Origin of the sequence: Clostridium chromiireducens, from assembly GCF_002029255.1 — a bacterium.
Taxonomy (GTDB): Bacteria; Bacillota; Clostridia; order Clostridiales; family Clostridiaceae; genus Clostridium; species Clostridium chromiireducens.
The window spans coordinates 66,268-90,678 of sequence record NZ_MZGT01000004.1 but is presented as its reverse complement, the minus strand read 5'-3'; the positions used below and the strand labels follow the sequence as shown (position 1 = coordinate 90,678).

Sequence of the window (24,411 nt, the reverse complement as noted above, 5' to 3'; positions counted from 1 at the left end):
CCCTTTTCTGATAGTACTAAAACAAAATATTAGTTTCCTAAACTCCTATTTATGTTTATAATTTTTATCTATAATTTCTTTCAATGCACCTTCAGCCAACTGATCGAAATATTTCGAGCAATTCAAGATCGCATTTTCATCTACCTTATATTGCGGATGATGATGTGCATAAGATTTTCCTGTTCCAACCGTAATAAACGCTCCTGGTATATTCTTTTGATAATATGCAAAATCTTCGCCTTCTAATCCCATAGATGCCTGCTTAACATTGTATCCCAATCTCTTTCCAAGTTTAGTACTAAAATCTACCCACTCTTCACTATTATTAGTTGCCGGTGAGCCAAAGTGCCATATAAGCTCTGCACTACCACCAAAGGATTGTGCTATTCCTGTTACCATTTCATTCATTCTTTTAGATATTAATTCACGTATATTTTCATCTAATGTCCTAACTGTTCCTTCAAGATAAGCTGATTCAGGGATAACATTCCACGTATTTCCGCCTTGAATATGAGTTATACTCAAAAGCGCTTTTTCTGTAGGTCCCACATTACGGCTTATGATTGTTTGTAATGATGTAACTATATTACTTGCGATTATTATAGGATCTATACTTTTCTCAGGCTTAGCTGCATGGCTTCCGACTCCTGTGATTTTGATTTCGAATCTATCAACAGCAGCAGTCATTGCTCCAGTTTTTATCCCCATAACACCTACGTCTGCATCTGAAACGTTGTGTATACCGAAAATTGCATCTACATCATCTAAAACCCCTGTGGATATAATTTTCTTAGCTCCATCTGCACTTTCTTCACCTGGCTGGAATATAAATTTCACTGTTCCAATTAATGAGGACTGATGTCTTTTTACTAAATAAGCAGCTCCCAAAATTGTGGCCATGTGGAAATCATGACCACAAGCATGCATCATCCCGTCTATTTTAGATTTATAGCATAAGTCTGTCTCCTCTTGAATTGGCAATGCATCTATGTCACACCTAATAGCAACAACTGGACCCTTTGGATTTCCTTTAATTTGTGCCACAATACCTGTTTCCAATGGTAAATCAAGAACTTCTATGTCCACTCTTTTCAATAAATCTTTTATTAGTTTTGTAGTCTGAAATTCTTCATTAGGTAATTCAGGATTTTCATGTAATTTATGAAACACTCCAATAAGTTCTTCATTTAAATTCTCTATTATTGATAATAATACTTTATTCGCCATATTAATCCCCCTCTAAATCGATGCTTAAATTATAGGCATCCAATTTTATCATGTCAATATATCTAAAATAATTTAACATTAATCTATAATTCCTCTAATGTAATTAGTTACATATAATATTTCACAAATAAAATCTTCGAATATTTATATAATAACCAATTATCATAAGTTGTGTATAAATAAAGGAGGATATAAGTCAATATATTAAACTTATCTCCCCTTCTTACAAATCTTTACACAAATATTATTTTATTAAATTCTTACTTATCATAGTAATAACAATGAATGCAACATAAAAAATAATATATGCTACAGCCCAACCTCCACTAAAAGAAACTCTTACTTTCTCTTGTGTACTAAGTATTGCAGTATCTTCTCTTATAACTTCCATAAAGTCTTCTCTAAAATTGTAAATAAATAATATAAGTGCAATTACTCCAACAAAAAGATAGATTCCTTCAATTGCACCTTCTACTAGCGGAGAATTCATAATTGTTATCCCTGACATTATAAAAGTTATTGTATTATTAAATACATGCGCTATTATGGACGGAATTATAGATTCCGATTTTATAGCAATAAATGCTAAGACAATTCCCATTAATATTGGATTAACAAATTGAACTAAATTTAGATGAAACATAGAAAATAGAATTGAAGATACGATAATTGCCGTCAAATTTCCATATCTCTTTAGACTGTTAAGAATAAATCCTCTAAATATAATTTCTTCTAAAATAGGTCCTATTAAACAAACGTACATCAAAAATAAAACAAGATAAATATTCTGCTTTGGAAAACTAAAATCTGGCTGAGGAATAGTTATTCCAGCACCTTTAAGGATTGTTGCATATATTAGGTACAATATACTTGAAACCATTCCTGTTCCTATACAAGATATAGTTCCTAGAAAAATGAACTTTTTAGATGCTTTTATCTTTGTAAATATATGTTGTTTTATTCTTATTCCTGTAGTGCTCACTGCTATAATAATTGCTATAATATCTCCTAATATGCATGGAAGATATCCCGCAAAGAAATTATATGTATCTAGCGAAAATTTCGGAATAAAACTGCTATTTACTCCACCGTTTGCAATGGAGCTTAAAATCACATCTAACATCTTCATAAAAAATGTAATTGTAAAAGCTATTCCATATGTCGATATTGCTAATATCAAGATTATTTTTGCACAATTACTTCCTACGCTCTTTATATTCTTTTTTAATATTATTTTTTTCTCATCAACTTCTTGTTCAAAATCATCTAGCATCATTTTACCTACCATTTCATTACTCAATCATAATAATTATCTATTAAAATACCTACCTTTTTATGATATTTATAAAAGATTTTTTTATCACATTATATCATAATCCTACACTGCTTTTCTAATTTCATTATTTTTTACAACTATTAAGACCCTCGAGCTTATTTGTTCATAATTTGGTATATCGCTTCTCTTCTATCTTTCCTTATATCAAATTCCTGTCTGGACTTTATAATATCATTTATATTAACATCTCTTATGATTAACATCTCTTCTGAGCTAAGTTCATTTAATATCTCCCCATTAGGGTTTACAAAAATTGATGCTCCATTATACTCTAAGCCTCCGCCAATCCCCACTCTATTTATTCCAATAATATAACATTGATTTTCTATAGCCCTTGCTCTTAATAATGCCAGCCAATGTTCTTCTCTTTCTTTGGGCCAACTTGCTGCTACGGTTATTATATGAGATTCCTTAGATGCTATTTGAAATATTTCTGGAAATCTTAAATCATAACAAATAAAAGGAGTTATTTTAAATTCATTTATTACACAACTGCTTATATTATTGCCACTATAATATTTTTTATCTTCACCACCATGGGAAAATGGATGTATTTTAGTATAGCTAGCTAAAGTATTTCCTTCATTTGAAATAATAGTATATTTATTCTTGCCTTTTTCATCTACCTTTATTGCATATCCAAATCCAATACTTATGTTATTATCCAAAGATAACTTTCTAATCCAACTTACTATATCACTTTCCGATAATGAGAGCTTGTTGATATTCATGGTAAAACCTGTCAAAGCCATTTCAGGAAATAAAATTAACTCTACACCATTTTCAGCGGCCTCTTTTATTAGTTTTTCAAATTTAGTCATATTACTAATGATATCTTCCCACGCCATATCTACTTGAGCAATTCCTATAATCAAATTAAACTCCCCCTTTTATTTAGTATAAATACTACTTATTTATACTAAAAATTTTTTCCGTTCCAACCCCAGTCTTGAACTTCTTCATATTTAACATATATTTTATTTTGAGGAATTTCTAATTCTTCTTCATAAATGTTACAGATTGCAGCAGTTAAGTCAGCATATGACTCTTTACTTGCTTTTCCAAATATTTTTACTTCTATGAATGCACCCTTTTCAAGCTTTTCTCCAGCGAAATATAATGAATATTCATCTTCAAACCCAACCATCAAAAATGTTTCACTCTTTCCAGGGATTAATTGTATTGCTTCACCTAATTTTCTTTTTATAATTTCTTCCTTTTCTTCTGATATCTTCATGCTAATTTTTGATCCTATAAACGGCATTTTTCATATCTCCTTCCAAAAATTAAATTTATAATTCACAGGAGAATACTTTATTTCTCCCATGATTCTTTGCATAATATAGAAGCTTATCGGCCTCGCTTATAATTTTTTCAACACCAATTGTATCATCTTTAATTATAGCACATACAATGCCTATACTTACTGTTACGTGAATTATTCTTTTTATAAATATTAAGAGTATTTCTTTATAGACTCTTCAAATTTTCTTTTTATTTCTTTTCTGATATTCTTAGGTTCTATTACTTCGGCATACTCCCCATATGACATTATATATCCAAAAATCCATTCTCCTGATGGAAATGTAATAGTTGTCGTATAGCTTCCATCTTTATTTCTAATAATGTTTTCTTGTTCAAATTCATCAAAAATTCTGTATGCCATTTTCTCATCTATTCTTAACACTAAAGTTACCATTTCAGTGTTATAAGACTTACCAGCCCCTTCCCAAATATTAGCTGGAACTTCTCTTTTAAAGTTTTCATTTAATAAAACTAAGGTATGTATTCTTCTAAGCTTGAATATTCTGAATTCATCCTTAAGACGACAATAAGCATATAAATACCACCCTTGCCCCTTAAATACTAACTTTAGTGGTTCTGCAATGCGAGAAGTCTTTTCTCCATAAGAACTAAAGTAATCAAAGCCTAAAACCTCACTATTAAGGATAGCTGCTTTTATAATTTTAAACTTTTCCTTTTCAGTATCATTGCTACCCCACTGCGAAAAATCTACATCAATCCAGTTAGTGCTTTCCTTATTGAAAACCGCACTTAGTTTCTTCAAAATAGGTTCCACTTCTAGATATTTCATAGCACTTAGGCTTTGAAGGCTCATTAATATTTCTTTTTGCTCGTTCTCAGATAACACTGATTTATTAAGAACAAAATCTTCAATAAGACTAATACCCCCACCCTTACCCTTATTTGTGTATATTGGTATTCCTGCACCTGATAAAATATCAATATCTCTATAAATTGTTCTAACTGACACTTCAAAGTGCTTTGAAAGTTCTTTTGCCGTTACTATTTTTTTATCCAATAAAATGTATACTATCTCAAATAATCTATTTATTTGCATTTCTATCACCTAACTTTATTATAACTACATACACATAGAATTTAAACTTATAGATAACTAAAAAGGAAATTAGACTTATAATTAAATTAGCTATCCATAATTGTTAACTTTGAGTGTATCACTTTACTATAAATAAGCAACATATTGTTTGCTGTGTTTCATTGGAATTTTGATGGTACAACTTCTAGTCGTAGAATAATCCATCAAAATTCCTAGAAACCGAAACACAATATGTTGCTTATTTCGGTAAGTCATGACATAAGTCTAAGCTATAAGTTGTTTATTTATATTTCTAAAATAATGAAAGTTGATTATTACCATAACCTTTTCTATATGCCTCAATAATATCATTCATCCTGTACAATATTCCAAATCTATCACATTCCATTTTAAATACTTTCCATAACGCATTTGCCTTTGGTGACCTACACTCATAATTATTTCCGAATTCTTCAATATATTTCTGTTTAATTCCCGGAAATCTTTCATCTAATTTTTTATAGTACCAATCTCTCTGGTTTTGTCTTAAAGTAACTCCAAAAGCTGGGTATATAAATTTAGCGCCATTTTCATGGGCTAACTTAACAATACCTTCTATGTTTTCTTCATTATCCTCCAAAAACGGTAAAACCGGCATAAGTAAAATTCCCGTAAAAATTCCATTTTCGGAAAGCTGTTTTATTGCAGATAATCTTTTAGAAGAAGCTGAAACGTTAGATTCTATTTTTTTGGAAAGCTCGTCACTAGATGTAGTTATCGTTATCTTTACAAGAACTGGTGAGTGACTTGATATCTTTTTTAAAATATCTATATCTCTTGTAATTAAATCGCTCTTAGTAATTAAAGAAACCCCAAAGCCATGAGCATTTATAAGTTCTAGTGCACCTCTTGTCAACTTATACTCTTTTTCAAAGGGATTATAGGGATCACTCATGGCCCCTGTTCCTATTACGCCAGTTCTCTTCTTTGATCTAAGTTCTTTGTTTATCAAAGCAAGAGCATCTTTCTTAGCTCTAACCATGTCAAAATTATCTATTCTGTAACATTCACTACGACTATCACAATAAATACAGCCATGACAACATCCTTTATAAATATTCATGTTATAATTATTTCCAAACCAAGTGCTGCTCTCACAATATCCTGATATAATAGTTTTCGCATCTATAAATTCCATTCTATCCCCTCTTTAATCTAATTTATTGAAATATATATATCTATTTCTGATTCTTTCATTTCGGTGCCACCTTTATATTCTTCGAAATCAAGACTATATTTTCTTTTAAATGCACAATTTTATACTTCACATTTAATTCCCCTTTTCACTAATCTAAATTTTAATCACTTAATTCACTATAGCAATTATAATTAGACAACAGCATGTCATATTATAATTTTGTATACATAATTTATCAAAATACCTTTTAAAAAAAGTTAATATTTAGTTAAAAATCCACCCGAAATATGTTATATTAATATCAGATGGGTTTGATTATTTATAAATATTAGGGTATTATGATGATTTTTCCGGAAATTTAGGGGAGGTTTTTTTATTATGGATAAAAATAAATTAATGTCAAAAATTCTTATTGTTGATGATAATAACGCTAACATTTTACTTCTAGAAAAAATGTTGAAAATATCTGGTTATAGCAATATAAAAACTTTAACAGATTCTAGGCAGGTATTAGATTTATACTCTGTATATGAACCTGATTTGATTCTACTTGACTTTAGAATGCCTTTTATGGATGGTCTTGAAATAATTGATTCCTTAAATTTATCAAATAGTTACAAAAATACGCCTATAATTATGCTTTCTGCTGAAAACGAAAAAGAATATCATGAAAAAGCATTAGATAAAGGTGCTTTGGATTTCATTACTAAACCCTTTAATTACAATGATATAATTTCAAAGATAAAAAGTATACTCTGATTATTTCTCTGAAACAAAAGCAAAATCATGAGGTGGTTCTATGAATAAAATAAAAAATCATGAAAATATTTCACTTTATAAATGGATTTGGCAATCTTATATTCGCACTGCCTTTATACCATTAATAGTTGTTGAATTAATTTTTATATCTATATATTTGACTTCAGATTTTTTGTCACAGAAAAAAACGATAGATTATTTCAAAGAACAGGCACAAAATGAACTCGGACAAATCGCAAAACAAAAAACTGATTTGATTAACCATGAGCTGTCTTGCATTGAAAATTCTACATCATATTTTACTAATAAACTTCAACATGCTTTATCCTCATCAGCTTCATTAAGTCAAGAGGATAACGATAGCCTAAGTTACTCAGAAGATGGGACTTATTATACAAAAGAAAATTCTAAGGATGACAATGTATCAATTTTTTATAGTAACATATCGTCTACAAAAGAAATGAAACTGAAAAAAGATAAAATTGCTAAAATTTTAACCTTAAAAAATTTCATGATAGACATAAAAAATACTCAACAACTTTCTACTTCTATATATTTTAACTCATTTGATTCTTTGAATGTTACATATCCTTACACGAATATTATTTCAAAATACGGTCATCTAGCAGATGTACGTTCCTCTAATTTTTATTATGGGGCTCATAATGAACATAATCCCGAAAAAAAAGTAAAGTGGACAAATGTTTACCATGATCCAAGTGGTAAGGGTTTAATAACCTCTGCAATATGTCCAGTTTATAACAAAGATTTTCTAGAAGGTTTTGCCGGTATTGATGTATCTATGGATACAATAAAAAATCAGATTTTAACTTTGGATATTCCCTGGAATGGATATGGTTTATTAATTGAAAAAAACGGTACTATTATTACACTAACTGATAATTATAAAAATCACTTGGATCTAGAAGAATTATCATACAACAATGATAATCCTATGTCTAAAGATAATTATAATTTATATAAGTCTAAGGATTTATTTATTTTAAGAGATAAAATAAATAATGATTTATCCGGTTTCACAAGTTTTATGCATAAAGATGAATCTATGGTTGCATCTTGGAATACGATTTCAGGAACAAACTGGAAATTACTCATAATTGTTCCAGAGAAAAATATTTATTCTGATTCTAATAAATTACATAATGATTTAAATCAAATAGGCATGATTATTATCGCAACATTAATATTATCTTATATTATATTCTTTATTATTCTTTCTAAAAAAGCCCGAAAGATGAGTTATACTTTTTCTAATTCATTATTAGAAATTAAAAATATAATTCAAAGAATTGATGACGGTGATTATATTTCAAAAGCTCCTATATTAAATATAGATGAATTAACAGATATATCAGTTCAACTGCTTAAACTAGGACAAAACTTAGATGAAGCAAATAAGAACTTATTAGAAACTCAAACTAAACTTAAAAAAAAGGAAATAGACTTAAAATGCCTTGTTAATTCCATTAATGATTTAATATTAGAAGTAAATTCTAATGGATACATAACCGCATTTTTGTCTAAAAGATATCAAGATTTATATAAATTATACGAACAAGGAGACTTTAGCTCTATTTATGACCTTTTGGATAAAAAGACATCTAAAGCCGCCCTCGAGAAAATTCAGCATGTAATTCGGTTGAACGAAACTGCTTATCTTGACATTAATATTGAATCTAATTCTGGGTTAAGATGGTTTCAAGCATGCATATCTCCAAAATTGAATGATTCAAGCAAAGTGGTAATATCAGCCCGTGATATTACAGATCAAAAAAAGATGGCGCGTTCTATTATTTCCGCAAAAGAGGAAGCTGAAAAAGCAAGTAGAGCTAAATCTGAATTTTTATCTAGCATGAGCCACGAACTTAGAACACCACTTAATGCTATTTTAGGTTTTTCCCAAATATTACAATTAGATCCAGAATCACCTTTGACTAGTTCTCAAAGTCAAAGCGTTGACGAGATACTAAAGGCAGGAAAACATTTGCTTGAATTAATAAATGAAATACTAGATTTAGCTAAAATCGAATCTGGAAAATTAAGTATATCAATTGAATCAGTACCAATTAAAGCAGTAATGGATGAAACTCTTGCTATAATAAAACCTTTTGCTGATCAACATGGAATAGATATCATTACTTATCCAGAAGCTAACTCCAATGAATTTGTTTCCGCAGACCATACAAGATTAAAACAAATATTGATTAATTTACTCTCTAATGCGATTAAATATAATAAAAAACATGGCCAAGTTGTTTATTATCAAGATTGTGTTAATGATAAATGTAGATTTCACGTAATTGATACTGGTATCGGCTTATCAAGTTCTGACTTAAAGTTAATATTCAAACCATTTCAGCGTTTAAATAAGATGAATAATACGATTGAAGGTACTGGAATTGGACTCGCAGTAGCAAAACAACTTGCTGGATTAATGAATGGCGAAATACATGTCGTTAGTGAAAAAAATTTAGGTAGTCACTTTTGGGTTGAGTTTCCTTATGTGGAATCTGATTTTATGCACAATTCTGAAAGCGGTTTATCAATAGAAAACAATAATTCTTTTTCTGAAGATAAAGTTTATAAGATACTATATGTAGAAGATAATCCTGCGAATTTACGACTTGTGGAACGTGTTCTGAGCCAAATTTGTAAACTAAAAATGCTTTCTGCAACTTCTGGAGAACTATGCATGGATTTAGCTATAGCTCATAAACCTGATCTTATTTTGTTGGACATTAATCTACCCGGAATAGATGGCTATGAGGTCTTCAAAAACCTTAAAATATGTAATGATACTAGTGAAATACCTGTTATTGCCATAAGTGCTCATGCTATGCCTAGCGATATAGAAAGAGGCATGCGACTTGGCTTTACAGACTATATTACTAAACCAATCGATATTCGAAACTTTATTGATAAAATATCAAACATATTAATAAATATTGAATCAAAGAATTAAAATTATTATGCTTTATTTTTAAAGATGGCTTTAAAATTAGACTCACGCTATAACCAACCGAAAGGATGAATGGAGGTATATACTTTATGAATCATAGTTGCAGGTATGATATACTTGGTTTTACTAAAGATTTAGGCCTTAATTTAGAAGACGTACATAATCTATACAATGAATTAATTAATGAAATTAATTTCGCCCTTGCAGAATTAAAAATATTTATAGCTAAAAATGATATAACAAATATCTCTAAAATAATTCATAACGTTAAAGGAGTTACGGGTAACTATAGACTGATTGATATTTATGAAGAAACTACTAAAATTAATGATGCATTAAAATCTAATAACTATAACAGTCTTAAATCAGACTTAAACAATTTAATTAATATTTGTTATTTGGCTGTGAAAGAAATACAAAATTACTTTAGCCAAAAGTCTATAGATAAATAACCTGTAACTTAAATTTATGTTATAACCCATAGAAAGCAGATACACGTTTATAATTGTTAGCTTTAGTGTATCACTTTACTAGAAATAAGTAACATATTGTTTGCAGTGTTTCATTGGAATTCTGATGGTAATGATTCTTGACTAGAGGGTTGTTCCACAATGCTTGTTCAACGCGTGTCGTTGAGGCAAGCATTGTGGTGCAACTTCTAGTCGTAGAATCATCCATCAAAATTCCTAGAAACCGAAAAAATTACACATAAATCTAAACACTATGTTATTACTCCGTATCAAGCTTTAATTTTTTCATTACTTCAATAAGTTTTTCTGTGTTTATTGGCTTAGTTACATAGACTTCGCATCCCATTTCAAAGGCATTTTGAACATCCTTTGCATTATCTAAAGCCGTTATAACAAATTTTTTAGAAATTTCATTATCACTAATTTCCTTCTCTTTTTCAATAGAAGTAATCACTTTCAGGGCTTTTAACCCATCTAACTTCGGCATCATTATATCTAGGCATATAAGCCCGTATGGATCACTTTCTTCAAGTGAAAACATAAACGCTTGAACCGCCTCCTCACCATTAACCACCATATCGCAATCACCATACTGTGAAAAAAACTTAAACAAGAATCTTCTATTAACATAATCATCTTCCGCAATAAGGATCCTCATTAATTAATCCCTCCCTTATTTATACTATCATAATTTACATTAACTTCATTACATCACTTTCTAATCGTTCAAATGCATCTTTTACCTTGTCTATATTGCTTCTTCTTGCGTTTATTTTTAATTTAAAACCCATCATTACTAAATCATCAAATTTAGAAAGAAGTAAGGAATTATTAATAAAATCTGCTAACTTCTCAATTTTTCTCATATCACCTTTTGCATCGTTCATATTTTCTAGGAGTTTATTCAGTTCATTATTAAAAGCCATGCTATTCTTTCTGTTAATGACATCTTCTATATCATTTACTTTTTTAATACCCCTATAATATTTATTTACGTCCTCCACTTTGGCTAACTTAAATTTTGTAGTAAATTTAAAAGTACTTCCAACTCGCTCTTCACTCTCAAGCCAGATATCTCCATTTAACATTTCAACTAATTGCTTTGATAATGCAAGCCCTAATCCTGTCCCCCTATATTCACGAGAATATGAATTATTTAGTTGACTAAAGCTCTTGAAAAGTAAAGTCGTATCATTTTCATTAATACCAATTCCTGTATCTTGCACAGAAAACTTTATACCAATTTCCTCTTCATATTCATAATTCTTTTCAACTATAAGCGTGACTTTTCCCTCTTGAGTAAATTTTATTGCATTGCTTATTAAATTACTAAGTATTTGTTGAAGCTTTCCATAATCTCCATATAATAGATCAGGGATTTCATTAAAATCATGACACTCTAGAGTAATTCCCTTTATTTTTGCATCATAACTATGGATTTTTATTGTTTTATTAACAAGATCTCTAAGGCTAAAGTTATTTTGCTTTAACTCCATCTTACCAGCTTCTGATTTAGAAAAATCTAAAATCGCATTAACAATATTTATTAGAGAATATGCGCTATTCTTTGCAATGATTAAATTTTCTCTTTGTTCATCACTTAATGTTTCACCTATTAAAGTCAACTCAATCATTCCTATGATACCATTAAGAGGCGTGCGTATTTCATGACTCATATTTGCCAAAAAATTGCTTTTTGCCTCATTTGCTGCTTCTGCTTCCTCTTTAGCCTTTATAAGAATATTTTTCATTTCTTCCTCAATTCTTTTCCTGTTGATTCTTTCACTGAATTCATTAAGTTCGCGTTTCACCACAGGGCCAAGCCGTGCTAATTTGTCTTTCATAATGTAATCCCTACAACCAGCACGCATGGCTTCTACAGCAACTTCTTCCCCTATCTCTCCTGATACTATTATGAAAGGAATATCAAATCCTGTTTCATTCAGTATTTGCAGCGCTTCAATCGAGCTAAAACTTGGCATGACATGATCGGATAAAATAATATCCCACATACCACTACTTAGTGCATTTCTTAATGACTCTGCATTCTCAACTTGTTCATATTCCACATTAAATCCACTCGCTTTAAGCTGAGCTACTTCGTAATTTAAAGAAGCTTTTGAATCCTCTATTATGAGAACTCTTATATCTCTTGTCATAAGTTTCACCCCGTAGAAAAAGATTGATCTTCCTTTTAATACCTTAATGATTTACATATATTATATGTATTTAGGTATAGCATCTAAATCAATATTGTTAATGGAATTATATTTTGACGAATTATTATTGACCTTCAAGTTAAATTGCATAACTTGTTCTTTTAGCATTTCTGCTTGAGATGCTAATTCTTCACTCGCTGCTGCGCTTTCTTCTGCTGTCGCTGAATTAGTTTGCACTACAGTTGAAACTTGCATAACGCCTTGATTAATTTGATCAATTCCTTCAGCTTGCTCATTTGATGCTATTGCTATTTGATTTATAAAATCGGCAACTTTTATAGTATCTTCAACAATTCTATTTAAAGCCTCCGAAGTTCGGTTTGCCATTTTTGTTCCTGCTTCTGCTTTTTTAATTGAACCTTCAATCATATCAGCAGTTTCTTTAGCCGCTTTTGCAGATCTTGCCGCTAGATTCCTAACTTCTTCAGCTACAACTGCAAACCCCTTGCCTTGTTGTCCTGCCCTAGCCGCTTCAACAGCTGCATTTAATGCCAAAATATTAGTTTGGAATGCAATTTCATCAATAACTTTTATAATCTTATATATACTTGTTGATGCATTATTTATTTCATCCACTGCTCTTTGCATTTCTTTCATTTGTTCATAACCATCTTCTGCATTTACTTTAGCGCTTGTCGCAATTTCATTTGCATTTGCAGCATTATCTGCATTCATCTTTGTTTGAGCCGATATTTCTTCAATAGATGCAGTTAATTCCTCTATCGAACTAGCTTGTTCCATTGCGCCTTGAGATAAGGCTATACTGGAATCGGATACTTGCTTTGACCCCGCTGCAACTTGTTCAGCCGCAGCATTTATTGTGCACATCGTACTGTTCAACCTATCAGTCATCTTTCTAAATGATGTAGCTAAAAATCCAATTTCATCCTTACTATTAATGTCAATATTAATATCAAAATCTCCATCCGCTACTTTATCAGCTATTCCGATTATTTTTCGGACTGGTTTGCTTATTGATGAAGAAATTAGTAATCCAATCAACACAGCCATAATTATACCTATGATTAAAATAATTATCGTTATTGTTGTTGTATTTGTTGCAATCTTGCTATTATTATCAGATGTTTCCTTTGCAATATTAAGTTTCAACTTAGTAAACTTATCAATATTAGAATTTAACTCATTTAAGACTATTTTCCCATCGCTACTTAAGAGCTGTTTAGCTTTTTCTCTTTCATTTTGAAGTTTCAATTGTACCGCTTCATTTATAACATCCATGCATTTAACTTTTGAAGCTTTTATATCCTTAATAACTTCCTGACCCTCAGTCGTTAATACTGTTTTAGATACTTTATCAAGACTTGAATCGAATTCGTTACTCTTATCCTTTATTTTATTCGCAATTTCAGGTATATTCTGGGGATCATCTTCAAGCAATATATCCCTTACATATACTCTTATAGTACTAAATGCATTAGAAACATTAATTAATTCACCTAGAGGTTCTGTCATTTTTTCGTATAACTCGGTATCTAATTTGCTAATTTTGTTTATATTAAAAACCCCTTGAACTCCTATAACCCCTGCAATAAAAGCTACAATTAAAAAACTTGAAAGTATCCTTGCGCGTATTTTCATATTATAAAACCATCTCATTTAAATACTCCTCTCTGTCACTTCTTATTCAATATTACTTAGAACGTCAGTTTCATCATCACTGATTAATTTATCGCAATCTAAAATTAACTTAACTTCACTCCCAGTTTTCCCAATGCCCTTTATGTACTTATTATTAACTTTACTTAAATTTGGTGGTGGTATAATGTCTTGGTCTGGTATTATCAGAACTTCTGAAACACTATCCACAATAAGACCAATTGCTAGCTCATTTATATCAATTACAATTATACAAGTTCTATCATTATATTCTCTAAATATCTTTCTAAACCTCAACCTGACATCCATTACTGGAATTATCTTTCCTCTTAAATTTATAATTCCTCTTATATAATCCGGTAATTCTGGGACTAAGGTTATCGGTTGTATTCCAATGATTTCTGTAACATTATTTATGCCTATACCATAGGACTCATTATCAAGCACAAAAGTTAGATACTTTCCTCTTTGAGTATCCTCCTCCATATCAACAATATCATTAGCTGCATTTTCATTCATTTGAACGCTTCCTCTCTTTTATCTTGAATACAATTTTAATCATTCACAACGCCACTGAATTCGTCTTCATTTTTTATAATAATCTCCACTTGCTATATATTTAGTAAACTCAATAATTTTTTATTGGCTTATACAATACTAAGATATTACTTATTTATTGGCTTGACTAATAGTTAATAATTGTTGTTTAACAATCTCTTCTTTAAAAGGTTTTACTATAAATGATACTGCGCCAGCAGCTATTGCTTCCCTAACTTGTATTTCATGCCCCATTGACGATATGACTATTATTCTCGCATTCTTATCAATTGCCCTTATCAATTTTATTGCTTCTATTCCATTAAGTTCTGGCATAGTTAGATCCATGGTCACTATGTCTGGTTGTAATAACTTATATTGCTGCACAGCTTTTATTCCAGTATCCGCATCACCAACAACTTCAAATCCACACTTTTCTAGAATTGATCTTAAAGCCATTCTCATAAATGCTGCATCATCCACAACTAATACTCTTTTCATATTACCCCTTACCTCCTAAATATATTGTTTTAATTTCTACTTTCTTCTCTTAATAATTATATTTTAAATGTTTCTATAATACATTTGTAGTACCGCAAGTCATGCAGTAATATGCAAATTGCACAACAAATTTAATTCAAGATGCAAATAGCACTATTTTATAATTGATTTGTATTTACTCAAGACTCTTTTGTATATAAATTTAGTTTCGCTTTATCCATTGTTGAAATATATACAAAATGGTATAATTCATATTATGTGAGTTGGTTTTCACACCAAATACGTTTTCTATTTTTTGAAATTCATCTATTTTTACGCAAAAATTTAATATATATTAATCCATTTGAGTAAAGAGAGGTTTTTATATGACAAGGGTTATTATTGCCGAAGATCAAAGGCTTTTGAGAGAGAGTTTTAAAAATATAATTGAGAATAATAGTGATATACAAGTCATCGCATGTGCTACTAATGGAAAGGAAGCTTATGACTTATGTAAAGAACAAAATCCTGATGTAGTATTAATGGATTTGTCTATGCCCATATGCACTGGTACTGAAGCCACAAAATTAATAAAATCAGATTTTCCTTCAATTAAAGTATTAATCCTTACGGCATCTAATGACAAAACTGATGTTACAGATGCAATAAGTAACGGCGCAGATGGATATATTTTAAAAGATATAAGTACCGAAGAACTGATACTATCAATTAAGAGTGCTTCATTAGGGTTAGGAATAATTACGAAAGATATTTTAAGCCCTATGTTATTAAATCTGCGTAAGGATAGCAAAAAATCTAAAAAGAAAACTGTTGATATTCATGGTATAGATATTTCCTTAACAGAAAGAGAAATACAAATTGTATCTATGATTGTCGATGGAAAAGATAATAAAGAAATTGGAGCTTCTTTGTTTATTGCTGAAGGAACTGTCAAAAATATAATTACTGAAATCATTTCTAAGCTCCAGTTAAAGGACCGCACTCAGTTAGCCGTATACGCTGTTAAAAATGGACTAGTATAGTAGTCCATTTTTTTCTATTTAAACATATCAATCAAAATTCCCGGAATCTTTGATATATGAATTTGTTTTTCAACGGCTCCTATATCAAAGGCCACTTTAGGCATTCCATAAACAACAGAAGATTGCTGATCCTGACCAACAGTTCTTGCCCCTGCTCTTTTCATAGACATAAGTCCCTTTGCCCCATCATACCCCATTCCAGTAAGTATTACTCCTACTGCATTTCTCCCAGCCACCTTTGCCACAGATTCAAAAAGTACATCGACTGATGGGCAATGCCCATTAACCTTAATTCCAGGTGAAGTATCTACTATATATTTATCTATAGCCCTCTTAACTTTCATATGTTTATCACCTGGTGCTATCAAAACCTTCCCTGGTTCAATAATATCTCCACTCTGCGCTTCCTTCACATGAAAATGTGTTTGTAGATTAAGTCTATCGGCGAACATTTTGGAAAACACCGGGGGAATATGCTGAACTATTACTATTCCAGGCATTGTTGGAGGCAGCATTTTTAATAATGTATGAATTGCTTCTGTACCACCAGTTGAAGCACCTATTGCTATAACTTTATTGTTAACAACGTTTATACTATTCTTTTCTTGTACATTCTTCACATTTGTTCGTTGCTGCTGAATTAAACTAGCTGATAAATTTGCGCTTACTGCTCCTTTAATCTTTTGTATTAACTCATTCGTAAATATTTCAAATGCATTAGGAATTCTAGCATCAGGCTTGCTAAGGAAATCTACTGCCCCTGCATCCATGGCATCAAATACAATATCACTTATAGAACTTACAACAACTATAGGAATCTTATATTGTGGCAGAAGTCTCTTAATAAATTCTACTCCATTTAACTTAGGCATTTGTACATCGCATGTCATTACATCTGGATTTAACTCAAGAAGTTTGTCTCTAGCATCATAAGGATCCACTGCTTTTCCTACCACTTCAATATTAGGATCTCTGGATATTCCCATAGATATTGCTTCTCTAAATACTAAACTATCGTCAACCACTAACACTCTAATTTTTCTCATAAATTTCACCTTCTCAACTAATTAAACTTACCCTTTTCTATATACAGATGGCATTACGTAATTGAATCCCATAGTTCCTCCATTTAATGATTCTGAATGCCCTATAAATAGATATCCTCCATCCTCCATGCTATTATAAAATTTTCTAACTAATTCATTTTTTGTATTGTTGTCAAAATAAATCATTACGTTTCTACAAAAAATAACATGAAACTTTTTCTTAAACGGAAATACACTATCCATTAAATTAAATTTTCTATATATAATTTCATTTTTTATCTTATCAGTAAACTCATATTTTTCCTCATTACAATTTCTCAAATAATCTCTCTTCCAAGTTTCAGGCAGTTGAGATACTTGCTGTTTATTATATATTCCAGTTCTAGCAATACTTAAGACTTTTTCTGAAATATCCGTAGCTAATATCTTCTTATCCCACCACAGCTTCTCTTCCTTAAAAAATTCATCTAATATCATAGCAAGAGTATATGCTTCTTCTCCTGATGAGCACCCTGCAGACCAAATTCTCAAATCTCTATCCTTTACAGATTTCATCAAGTATGGAAGTACTTTTTCTTTTAAGTAGATAAAGTGATTTTTTTCACGCATAAAGTACGTATGATTAGTCGTAATTTTATTTATTAATGTATTAACTGCTTTACCACTTTTGTCTAAAATTATATAATCATAGTACTCTGAAAAACTTTTAAATTTTAACTCTGCTAATACATTGTGCAGTCTTCCGATAACAAGCATCTTCTTTTCCTCTTTTAGATTAATACCATAATTATCTTTAATATACTTCGATAACTTAGCAAATTCATTTTCTGTAATTGTAGTCATAATATCACCTTATCTTCAATATTTTCCAAACTCACTATCGCTAAGTATTATCCTTTTAACATTAACTTCCTCTTTAATTTCAGAAGACTCATTATTTAAGAATTTTCTATCTTTCTTTTTATCTCTTTTTTCAAAATAGTTATCATCACTTTCACAACTTGATTCTATGTTATAATTTGAACTTACATTATAAGCTTTATTTTTTAAATTAAACATTTGAACTTGTTCTTTCAAGACTTCTGCTTGTCCTGCTAATTCTTCACTTGCAGCTGCACTTTCTTCTGCAGTAGCAGAATTACCTTGAACAACTTGAGATATTTGTATTACTCCTTGAGATATCTGTGAAATTCCTGTAGCTTGTTCATCTGATGCCTCTGATATATTATTGATTCTTCCTGAAACATTTTCTATATCTCTCACTATACTTTCAAGGGCTTCAGCAGTTTGGTTTGCAATATTTGTTCCATCTTCAATTTTTAAAATTGATTCTTCTATAATTTTTGTAGTTTCTTTTGCTGCATTTGCAGATCTTGCAGCTAAATTCCTAACTTCATCTGCAACAACTGTAAATCCCTTCCCATATTGACCTGCTCTTGCTGCCTCGACAGCAGCATTTAATGCAAGTATATTAGTTTGAAATGCAATTTCATCAATTACCTTAATTATTTTTGAGATATTATTTGAACAACTATTTATTTCATCCATTGCAGTAAGCATTAATTTCATTTCGCCATTTCTCTTTATTGCATTTGTTTTCGCTTTTACTGCTATAGAATTAGCTTCTTTGGCATTTTCTGCATTAATTTTTACCTGTGCAGATATTTGTTCAATAGATGCTGTCAGTTCTTCAACTGCACTTGCTTGTTCTGTGGCTCCTTGAGATAAAGCTACTGTTGAATCTGATATTTGTCTTGATCCAACTGTGACCTGCTCAGCAGCAAAACTAATATTTTCAACTACCTCACTTAACCTATGCTGCATTCTTTTCATTGATTTTGAAAGAATTCCAACTTCGTCTTTTGAATCATTAGCAATTTCAAAATCTAAATTTCCTCTACTTATCTCATTTGTTACATTCATAAGTTCTGATATAGATTTACTTATTACTCTAGAAATTATTATCCCAAGAATTATGGCTGAAATCATAGCTATTACTATTACTGTTATCATTGTTATAACTGAATAGTTTACTTTAGTCGAATATTCTTGCGATTTACTAAGACCTCCTGACGTTTTCAATTCAAAAAGATTATCAACAGAATTATTTATTTGATCTGATATTGATTGAGTCTCATTACTATTCATCAACGTAAGAGCCTCATTTTCTTTTCCTGAAAGGGCCAATTCCATAATCTTATCTTTTATGGTACCATATTTTTCTAGCATAATTCTAAGATTTGATAATTCATTTCTCGCAGCTTCTGTCTGAATCGAATTTTCGAACTTGAGCATATTTTCTTGAATCTTAGTATCATAATCTTTTATTCTACTTACATACTCATTTGTTTTATTATTATCTTTATATAACATAATATTATTTAAATTTATTTTAAGTCGTTGGTATGAAATAGAAACTTCAGCAATATTACTCATAGACATTCCATAATTCTCATATAAATCCGAGTAATTCCTATCTATCTCCTTAATATTTACTATACCAATAGTTCCTACCATTCCTGCAATAAAAGCGACTATAGCAAATCCTACCATTAACTTCATTCTGATTTTAATATTATTAATCCAGTTCATACTTACTACCTCATTTATCTTTTATTAAAAAAATACTTAATCTTACATAATGACCTCTAAAGTTTTGCTATTAATCCAGTAATATCAATTATCAAACTTATGTTGCCATCTCCTAGAAGTGTACATCCTGCTAAGTCCTTTGAATTTCTAATATCCCTTATGAAACTTGGAAGCGCCTTTACAACAACCTGTTGTTGGCCTAATAATTCATCAATTAAAATACATAGCTTTCGTTCATCTTGTTCAACCATTATTAAAATTCCATCTGAAAGATTAGTTACACTCGTGCGAACACCAAAATGTTCATTAAGTCTAAGTATTGGGTAACAATGGCCTCGAACCATAATTATTTCATTATTATCTGGGTCCCTTATGATATCACTTTCTTTTGGTCTAAAAAATTCTTTTATAGAACTTGTGGGAAGCGTGTATCTCGAGTCACCTACTCTTACATTCATTCCATCTATAATAGCTAGAGTTAATGGTATTTTAATTGTCATAGTAGATCCAAAATCTTCGACACTGTCAATACTAATTGCTCCTCCTATTTTTTCAATGTTTTTCATGACTACATCCATACCAACGCCTCTTCCACTATATTCTGATACAGCATCTTTTGTTGAAAAGCCTGGTGAAAATATCAAATTAAAAATTTCTCTCTTGGTCATCTCATTTTCATGCTTATTAAGCAAACCATTTTCTCTAGCCCTTTCCAAAATTTTTCTCTCGTCAAGTCCTTTCCCATCATCTTTTACTACAACAAGTACATCACTTCCTGCATTTTTTGCCTCTAAAATCAGATTCCCTATTGGCTGCTTTCCCTTATCTACTCTCTCTAGCGAAGTCTCTATCCCATGATCAATAGAATTTCTAACTAGGTGCATTAATGGATCTGATATATGCTCAATTATATTTTTATCAACTTCAGTCTCTTCCCCTATAATCGTCAATTTAACTTCCTTATTCATTTTCTTGCTCATATCTCTGACAATTCTGTTCATCTTTTGAAAAGTAGCTGAAAGCGGCACCATTCTTACAGACATTACTGTATCTTGCATCTCTGTTATTATTTTACGTAGCTGCCTTGCTGATTTTTGAAAATTGTCTAATTCTAATCCAGCCAGGTCTGGATTTTGTGTAACCATTGATTCTGCAATAACTAACTCACCAATAAGATCCATAAGCCTATCTGCTTTAGATACGCTCAAGCTTATAAACCCTTGTCCCTGATGAGAAGCTGTTCTTTCACCTTTATTTTCTTTAACTATTGTATCTTTTTCTTTTTCATTCGATTTGAATACTTCATTTATCTCTACTTTCTCTATGATATTCTTATTTTCAATGCAATCATTTTCTTCATCTAATACAGAAATATCTAATCTACTTAGAAACACTGTTTCATTTATTATTGATTTGATCATATCAACATCTAAATTTGAGGAAAATTTCACTTCAAATCCATTTTGTCTTATTTCTTCGCTAGATTTTTCATCATCATCAATTATATTCTCAGGTGTGTTACTAATTACTTCTGCTATTTCTGATAGCTTGTGAAGAATCCCAAAGCACCTTATATTCTCCATCCCACAACCATCAACAAACGATATATTTGCTTTATATTTATTTTTATGGTTCTCTTCCCTAACCTTACCACTGGTTATGAAAAACTTCTGCGGCTCTGCATTGTTCATCTCTACTACTGTGGAAATTTCATTTTCCTTTTTGAGTTCATTTAAAAATTCTTTAATTTCATTAATTCTATTTGCAGCATCACCATCTGATGTCTTTCCCTCTTGAATTTTTGATACTTCATTTTTAATAAAATCGATTGCATCTAATACAATATCGCTTAAAATGTTATTATCTACCCCTGTGGGCCTATTTTCTCTAAGATAGTAGAACAAATCTTCCACAGAATGTGAAATCTCTGCTATATTATTAAAAAGCATCATTGCTGATGAGCCTTTTACTGTATGCATTATTCTAAATATTTCGTTTATGGAATCGGTAAATCCATTTTCCTTCTCTCCATTAATTACTAGCTGTTCTAATTGTTCTATAAGCTGAGTTGTTTCAAAAATATACATATCTAGCATAGATTCATTTATGATATTTTCAGACATTTCAATTACCTCCCATATGCATTACCTTTAAAGCTCCAAATGAAATTCTTCATTCAGAATTTAGCATTCAGATAAATCTCCCTATATCTCTATATTAAAAGTTTTATCAATATCTTTTAAGTACCACGAGGCATTGATTTAAGTGCCGATTGCACTACTATTGTAGATATAAATGCAAATTGCACAAACATATGTATAGAATAAAACGATTAAATGGCAGGCTGCACACATTACCGCTACTCTAATTTATTTTGTGAGTAACAGTAATGTACACAACCTACCATTTATTATAATTTCTAATAAAACCTTCAATGTTTTACTGCATAATATGTATTTTTAATATAAATTTCCATACTCTTAAATATTAAGTAAATTAACTTGTAATTCTTGTTATTGGTTAGATTTATCTACCGGGAAATTACGAACCACATAAATTTCCACTCTTCTATTTTGCGCTTTTCCTTCTTCTGTGCTATTTGATGTCTTAGGCTTATATTCACCATATGCTTGAATTGAAACATTATCTTGCTTGATTCCCCCCGAAGAAACCATAAAGTTCATCACATTAATTGCACGCATCGCACTTAAATCCCAATTAGAACGGAATTTTCCATTACTTATCGGAACATTATCAGTATATCCAGCTACTCTAATTTGGTTATCTAATCCATTAAGCATTTTTGAAATTTTCAATAATACTGGTGACACTTCTTTTAATACGTCCGCTTCCCCTGAATTAAAAAGAACGACATCTTGTATTGCAATATCAAGTCCCTCACCATTAAGATCAACCTTTATTTTATCTGCATAACCTTCTTGCTTAATTTCTTGCTCTAACTTTTTCTTGATTTCAGTCATTTTATCTTCTTCTATTTGACTATCATTAGTTGAGATTGAATCAGATTCTCCTGCGTCTTCCATAGGTATCATAGAATTACCGTCTTTCTCCATCATACCAGAACCACCAGCGAAGATTATGTTAAATTCTTTAGCCATAGCCTGCATCTTTGCTTTATCAGTTTGTCCCATCGCAAACATAACTATAAATAATGCTAATAGGAGTGTTAACATGTCTGAATATGGAAGAAGCCATGCTTCATCAACATGCTCTTCATGATGTTGTTTTTTTCTACTCATCACTATTCTCCTTCAAATTACTTATCATTATTATTTTCTTCAAATCTGACTCTTTGCTTTGGTTCTAACATTCCTACAAGTTTTCTTTCAATACTCTTAGGATTATTTCCTGCTTGAATAGCTAATATTCCTTCAAGCATAATATTCATGTTCTTTATTTCTTCTTGGGATTTTCTTTTTAATCTATTTGCAAATGGATGCCAGATTAAATATCCAGTAAAAATACCATAAACAGTTGCAACAAAGGCTGACTTTATACTTTCTCCAAGTTTTTCAATATCATTAAGATTTCCAAGAGCACCAATTAGTCCAATAACGGCACCTAGAACTCCAAGAGTCGGAGCTGTACCACCTGCTGTCGTAAAAGCTGTGGCACCAAGACGATGTCTCTCTTCCATACTCTCAATTTCTATTTCCAATACTTCTTTTATAAGGTCTGGCTCTAAACCATCAACCACCATCTCTAATCCTTTTTTCATAAATTTGTTTTCTAGACCTTGTATGGTGCTTTCAAGAGATAATAATCCATCTCTTCTAGTGGTTTGAGACATTTCTACAAGTTGTGCTATAATTTCTGCTGGATCTTGTTGACCCTTACCACTAAAAAGAACACCAAAAATCTTAGGAAGCTTAACAAACTCACCTTTTGGAAAAGAATTCAGTAACGCTATTACAGTACCACCAATAATTACCATTAATGCTTCAAGACTCATAAGTACTTGAAGACTTGCTCCTTTTTCTAGCATGGCCGCGACTACAATTACTAAACCTCCAATAAGACCTAAAACTAAAAATATATCCATATTTGTCCCCCTTTTATTTATCTAGCCATATAATATAATTTAAAATCAAGTTTTTAATTAATACTTCAACTTTCAATCACACTATTTTTATCCCTCTGCGTAATCCTTTAAAATCTCTCGCATATACAAATATAATACCATAATCGGGACAAATCTAAAACTATATTTTGACATATTATATAACATAAATTCTATTCATTTTGACTAATAATGGATTTAATTGTTTTTATTTATCTCATTTCTTAGAATCACTAAAATTAATCTCTATACCTTGATAACGTTTTCTTGCATTTTGTCGAAATTCAACTCGCTCTCGTATAATTATATACCTTAATAATGCACAAAAACTAATTTTTAGTTTTCCAAAAAGTAACTCTAAATTCTTAATATAAGTTTAAGTTAACGTTCTTTGACTATGTACTTAGCGTAAGTATCGAGATCATTTCTGATATTGGAACTCAAATTTAAAGGAGTCATTAAAATAATGACTCCTTTAAATTTAT

The 24,411-nt window shown here is 30.5% G+C and carries 22 protein-coding genes; 4 read left to right on the top strand and 18 right to left on the bottom strand.

The features are described 5' to 3' along the window. Positions 1–45: 45 nt before the first annotated feature. The 7 genes from CLCHR_RS02080 to CLCHR_RS02050 form a co-directional block, all read right to left on the bottom strand. Positions 46–1,227, bottom strand: a complete 1,182-nt coding sequence (locus CLCHR_RS02080; RefSeq protein WP_079438019.1) for an amidohydrolase — start codon at positions 1,225–1,227, stop codon at positions 46–48. A 244-nt stretch (positions 1,228–1,471) separates the two neighbouring features. Beyond that, a complete protein-coding gene (locus tag CLCHR_RS02075; protein ID WP_242965977.1) occupies positions 1,472–2,527 on the bottom strand; it encodes a CPBP family intramembrane glutamic endopeptidase in 1,056 nt (351 codons plus the stop codon). 131 nt (positions 2,528–2,658) lie between these two features. Then, positions 2,659–3,438, bottom strand: coding sequence for a nitrilase-related carbon-nitrogen hydrolase (locus CLCHR_RS02070; protein ID WP_079438018.1), 780 nt, complete (start codon positions 3,436–3,438; stop codon positions 2,659–2,661). Positions 3,439–3,482: 44 nt separating this feature from the next. Then, positions 3,483–3,827 (bottom strand): phenylpyruvate tautomerase MIF-related protein, encoded by a 345-nt coding sequence (locus tag CLCHR_RS02065; protein ID WP_079438017.1) that lies wholly within the window; start codon positions 3,825–3,827, stop codon positions 3,483–3,485. A 28-nt stretch (positions 3,828–3,855) separates the two neighbouring features. Continuing rightward, a complete protein-coding gene (locus CLCHR_RS25630; protein ID WP_423236625.1) occupies positions 3,856–4,002 on the bottom strand; it encodes a GGDEF domain-containing protein in 147 nt (48 codons plus the stop codon). Positions 4,003–4,019: 17 nt separating this feature from the next. Then, positions 4,020–4,925, bottom strand: a complete 906-nt coding sequence (locus CLCHR_RS02055) for a helix-turn-helix transcriptional regulator (protein WP_079438016.1) — start codon at positions 4,923–4,925, stop codon at positions 4,020–4,022. A 292-nt stretch (positions 4,926–5,217) separates the two neighbouring features. After that, positions 5,218–6,102, bottom strand: coding sequence for an SPL family radical SAM protein (locus tag CLCHR_RS02050; RefSeq protein ID WP_079438015.1), 885 nt, complete (start codon positions 6,100–6,102; stop codon positions 5,218–5,220). A gap of 378 nt (positions 6,103–6,480) precedes the next feature. Between CLCHR_RS02050 and CLCHR_RS02045 the strand changes: the two genes are divergently transcribed. The 3 genes from CLCHR_RS02045 to CLCHR_RS02035 all read left to right on the top strand — a co-directional run bounded on the left by CLCHR_RS02045 (position 6,481) and on the right by CLCHR_RS02035 (position 10,293). After that, positions 6,481–6,861, top strand: a complete 381-nt coding sequence (locus tag CLCHR_RS02045; protein ID WP_079438014.1) for a response regulator — start codon at positions 6,481–6,483, stop codon at positions 6,859–6,861. A 172-nt stretch (positions 6,862–7,033) separates the two neighbouring features. After that, positions 7,034–9,844 (top strand): ATP-binding protein, encoded by a 2,811-nt coding sequence (locus tag CLCHR_RS02040; protein WP_242965976.1) that lies wholly within the window; start codon positions 7,034–7,036, stop codon positions 9,842–9,844. Between the two features lie 86 nt (positions 9,845–9,930). Next, positions 9,931–10,293: an Hpt domain-containing protein gene (locus tag CLCHR_RS02035; protein ID WP_079438012.1), complete on the top strand. Its 363-nt coding sequence runs from the start codon at positions 9,931–9,933 to the stop codon at positions 10,291–10,293. Positions 10,294–10,570: 277 nt separating this feature from the next. On the opposite strand, the gene CLCHR_RS02030 is transcribed toward CLCHR_RS02035, so the two are convergent. From CLCHR_RS02030 to CLCHR_RS02010, 5 genes are all read right to left on the bottom strand, one after another. Beyond that, positions 10,571–10,969: a response regulator gene (locus CLCHR_RS02030; protein ID WP_079438010.1), complete on the bottom strand. Its 399-nt coding sequence runs from the start codon at positions 10,967–10,969 to the stop codon at positions 10,571–10,573. 34 nt (positions 10,970–11,003) lie between these two features. Next, positions 11,004–12,470, bottom strand: coding sequence for an ATP-binding response regulator (locus tag CLCHR_RS02025; protein WP_079438009.1), 1,467 nt, complete (start codon positions 12,468–12,470; stop codon positions 11,004–11,006). Between the two features lie 60 nt (positions 12,471–12,530). Further along, complete coding sequence (locus CLCHR_RS02020; protein WP_079438008.1) at positions 12,531–14,147, bottom strand: methyl-accepting chemotaxis protein; 1,617 nt, start codon at positions 14,145–14,147, stop codon at positions 12,531–12,533. A gap of 24 nt (positions 14,148–14,171) precedes the next feature. Next, entirely contained in the window at positions 14,172–14,666 is a 495-nt protein-coding gene (locus tag CLCHR_RS02015; protein ID WP_079438007.1) for a chemotaxis protein CheW, read from the bottom strand. 150 nt (positions 14,667–14,816) lie between these two features. Continuing rightward, positions 14,817–15,185, bottom strand: coding sequence for a response regulator (locus CLCHR_RS02010; RefSeq protein ID WP_079438005.1), 369 nt, complete (start codon positions 15,183–15,185; stop codon positions 14,817–14,819). A gap of 365 nt (positions 15,186–15,550) precedes the next feature. Between CLCHR_RS02010 and CLCHR_RS02005 the strand changes: the two genes are divergently transcribed. Next, positions 15,551–16,207 carry a response regulator gene (locus tag CLCHR_RS02005; protein ID WP_079438003.1) on the top strand — a complete coding sequence of 219 codons (657 nt, stop codon included), beginning with the start codon at positions 15,551–15,553 and terminating at the stop codon, positions 16,205–16,207. A gap of 14 nt (positions 16,208–16,221) precedes the next feature. On the opposite strand, the gene CLCHR_RS02000 is transcribed toward CLCHR_RS02005, so the two are convergent. The 6 genes from CLCHR_RS02000 to motA form a co-directional block, all read right to left on the bottom strand. Further along, a complete protein-coding gene (locus CLCHR_RS02000) occupies positions 16,222–17,253 on the bottom strand; it encodes a protein-glutamate methylesterase/protein-glutamine glutaminase (protein ID WP_079438002.1) in 1,032 nt (343 codons plus the stop codon). Between the two features lie 27 nt (positions 17,254–17,280). Then, on the bottom strand, positions 17,281–18,096 hold the full coding sequence (locus CLCHR_RS01995; protein ID WP_079438000.1) for a CheR family methyltransferase: 816 nt from the start codon (positions 18,094–18,096) through the stop codon (positions 17,281–17,283). 15 nt (positions 18,097–18,111) lie between these two features. Then, positions 18,112–19,845 (bottom strand): methyl-accepting chemotaxis protein, encoded by a 1,734-nt coding sequence (locus tag CLCHR_RS01990; protein WP_079437997.1) that lies wholly within the window; start codon positions 19,843–19,845, stop codon positions 18,112–18,114. Positions 19,846–19,901: 56 nt separating this feature from the next. Further along, complete coding sequence (locus tag CLCHR_RS01985; protein ID WP_079437996.1) at positions 19,902–21,968, bottom strand: chemotaxis protein CheA; 2,067 nt, start codon at positions 21,966–21,968, stop codon at positions 19,902–19,904. Positions 21,969–22,358: 390 nt separating this feature from the next. Continuing rightward, positions 22,359–23,105 (bottom strand): flagellar motor protein MotB, encoded by a 747-nt coding sequence (locus tag CLCHR_RS01980; RefSeq protein ID WP_079437995.1) that lies wholly within the window; start codon positions 23,103–23,105, stop codon positions 22,359–22,361. Positions 23,106–23,122: 17 nt separating this feature from the next. Beyond that, positions 23,123–23,908 carry a flagellar motor stator protein MotA gene (motA, locus tag CLCHR_RS01975; protein WP_079437994.1) on the bottom strand — a complete coding sequence of 262 codons (786 nt, stop codon included), beginning with the start codon at positions 23,906–23,908 and terminating at the stop codon, positions 23,123–23,125. Positions 23,909–24,411 lie beyond the last annotated feature (503 nt).

What these genes read in the sequence shown, in the direction of transcription:
- CLCHR_RS02080 (WP_079438019.1), bottom strand. Translation starts at nt 1,227, where the DNA reads ATGGCGAATAAAGTATTATTATCAATAATAGAGAATTTAAATGAAGAA.
- CLCHR_RS02065 (WP_079438017.1), bottom strand. Translation starts at nt 3,827, where the DNA reads ATGCCGTTTATAGGATCAAAAATTAGCATGAAGATATCAGAAGAAAAG.
- CLCHR_RS02055 (WP_079438016.1), bottom strand. Translation starts at nt 4,925, where the DNA reads ATGCAAATAAATAGATTATTTGAGATAGTATACATTTTATTGGATAAA.
- CLCHR_RS02050 (WP_079438015.1), bottom strand. Translation starts at nt 6,102, where the DNA reads ATGGAATTTATAGATGCGAAAACTATTATATCAGGATATTGTGAGAGC.
- CLCHR_RS02045 (WP_079438014.1), top strand. Translation starts at nt 6,481, where the DNA reads ATGGATAAAAATAAATTAATGTCAAAAATTCTTATTGTTGATGATAAT.
- CLCHR_RS02035 (WP_079438012.1), top strand. Translation starts at nt 9,931, where the DNA reads ATGAATCATAGTTGCAGGTATGATATACTTGGTTTTACTAAAGATTTA.
- CLCHR_RS02030 (WP_079438010.1), bottom strand. Translation starts at nt 10,969, where the DNA reads ATGAGGATCCTTATTGCGGAAGATGATTATGTTAATAGAAGATTCTTG.
- CLCHR_RS02025 (WP_079438009.1), bottom strand. Translation starts at nt 12,470, where the DNA reads ATGACAAGAGATATAAGAGTTCTCATAATAGAGGATTCAAAAGCTTCT.
- CLCHR_RS02020 (WP_079438008.1), bottom strand. Translation starts at nt 14,147, where the DNA reads ATGAGATGGTTTTATAATATGAAAATACGCGCAAGGATACTTTCAAGT.
- CLCHR_RS02015 (WP_079438007.1), bottom strand. Translation starts at nt 14,666, where the DNA reads ATGAATGAAAATGCAGCTAATGATATTGTTGATATGGAGGAGGATACT.
- CLCHR_RS02010 (WP_079438005.1), bottom strand. Translation starts at nt 15,185, where the DNA reads ATGAAAAGAGTATTAGTTGTGGATGATGCAGCATTTATGAGAATGGCT.
- CLCHR_RS02005 (WP_079438003.1), top strand. Translation starts at nt 15,551, where the DNA reads ATGACAAGGGTTATTATTGCCGAAGATCAAAGGCTTTTGAGAGAGAGT.
- CLCHR_RS02000 (WP_079438002.1), bottom strand. Translation starts at nt 17,253, where the DNA reads ATGAGAAAAATTAGAGTGTTAGTGGTTGACGATAGTTTAGTATTTAGA.
- CLCHR_RS01995 (WP_079438000.1), bottom strand. Translation starts at nt 18,096, where the DNA reads ATGACTACAATTACAGAAAATGAATTTGCTAAGTTATCGAAGTATATT.
- CLCHR_RS01990 (WP_079437997.1), bottom strand. Translation starts at nt 19,845, where the DNA reads ATGAACTGGATTAATAATATTAAAATCAGAATGAAGTTAATGGTAGGA.
- CLCHR_RS01985 (WP_079437996.1), bottom strand. Translation starts at nt 21,968, where the DNA reads ATGTCTGAAAATATCATAAATGAATCTATGCTAGATATGTATATTTTT.
- CLCHR_RS01980 (WP_079437995.1), bottom strand. Translation starts at nt 23,105, where the DNA reads ATGAGTAGAAAAAAACAACATCATGAAGAGCATGTTGATGAAGCATGG.
- motA (WP_079437994.1), bottom strand. Translation starts at nt 23,908, where the DNA reads ATGGATATATTTTTAGTTTTAGGTCTTATTGGAGGTTTAGTAATTGTA.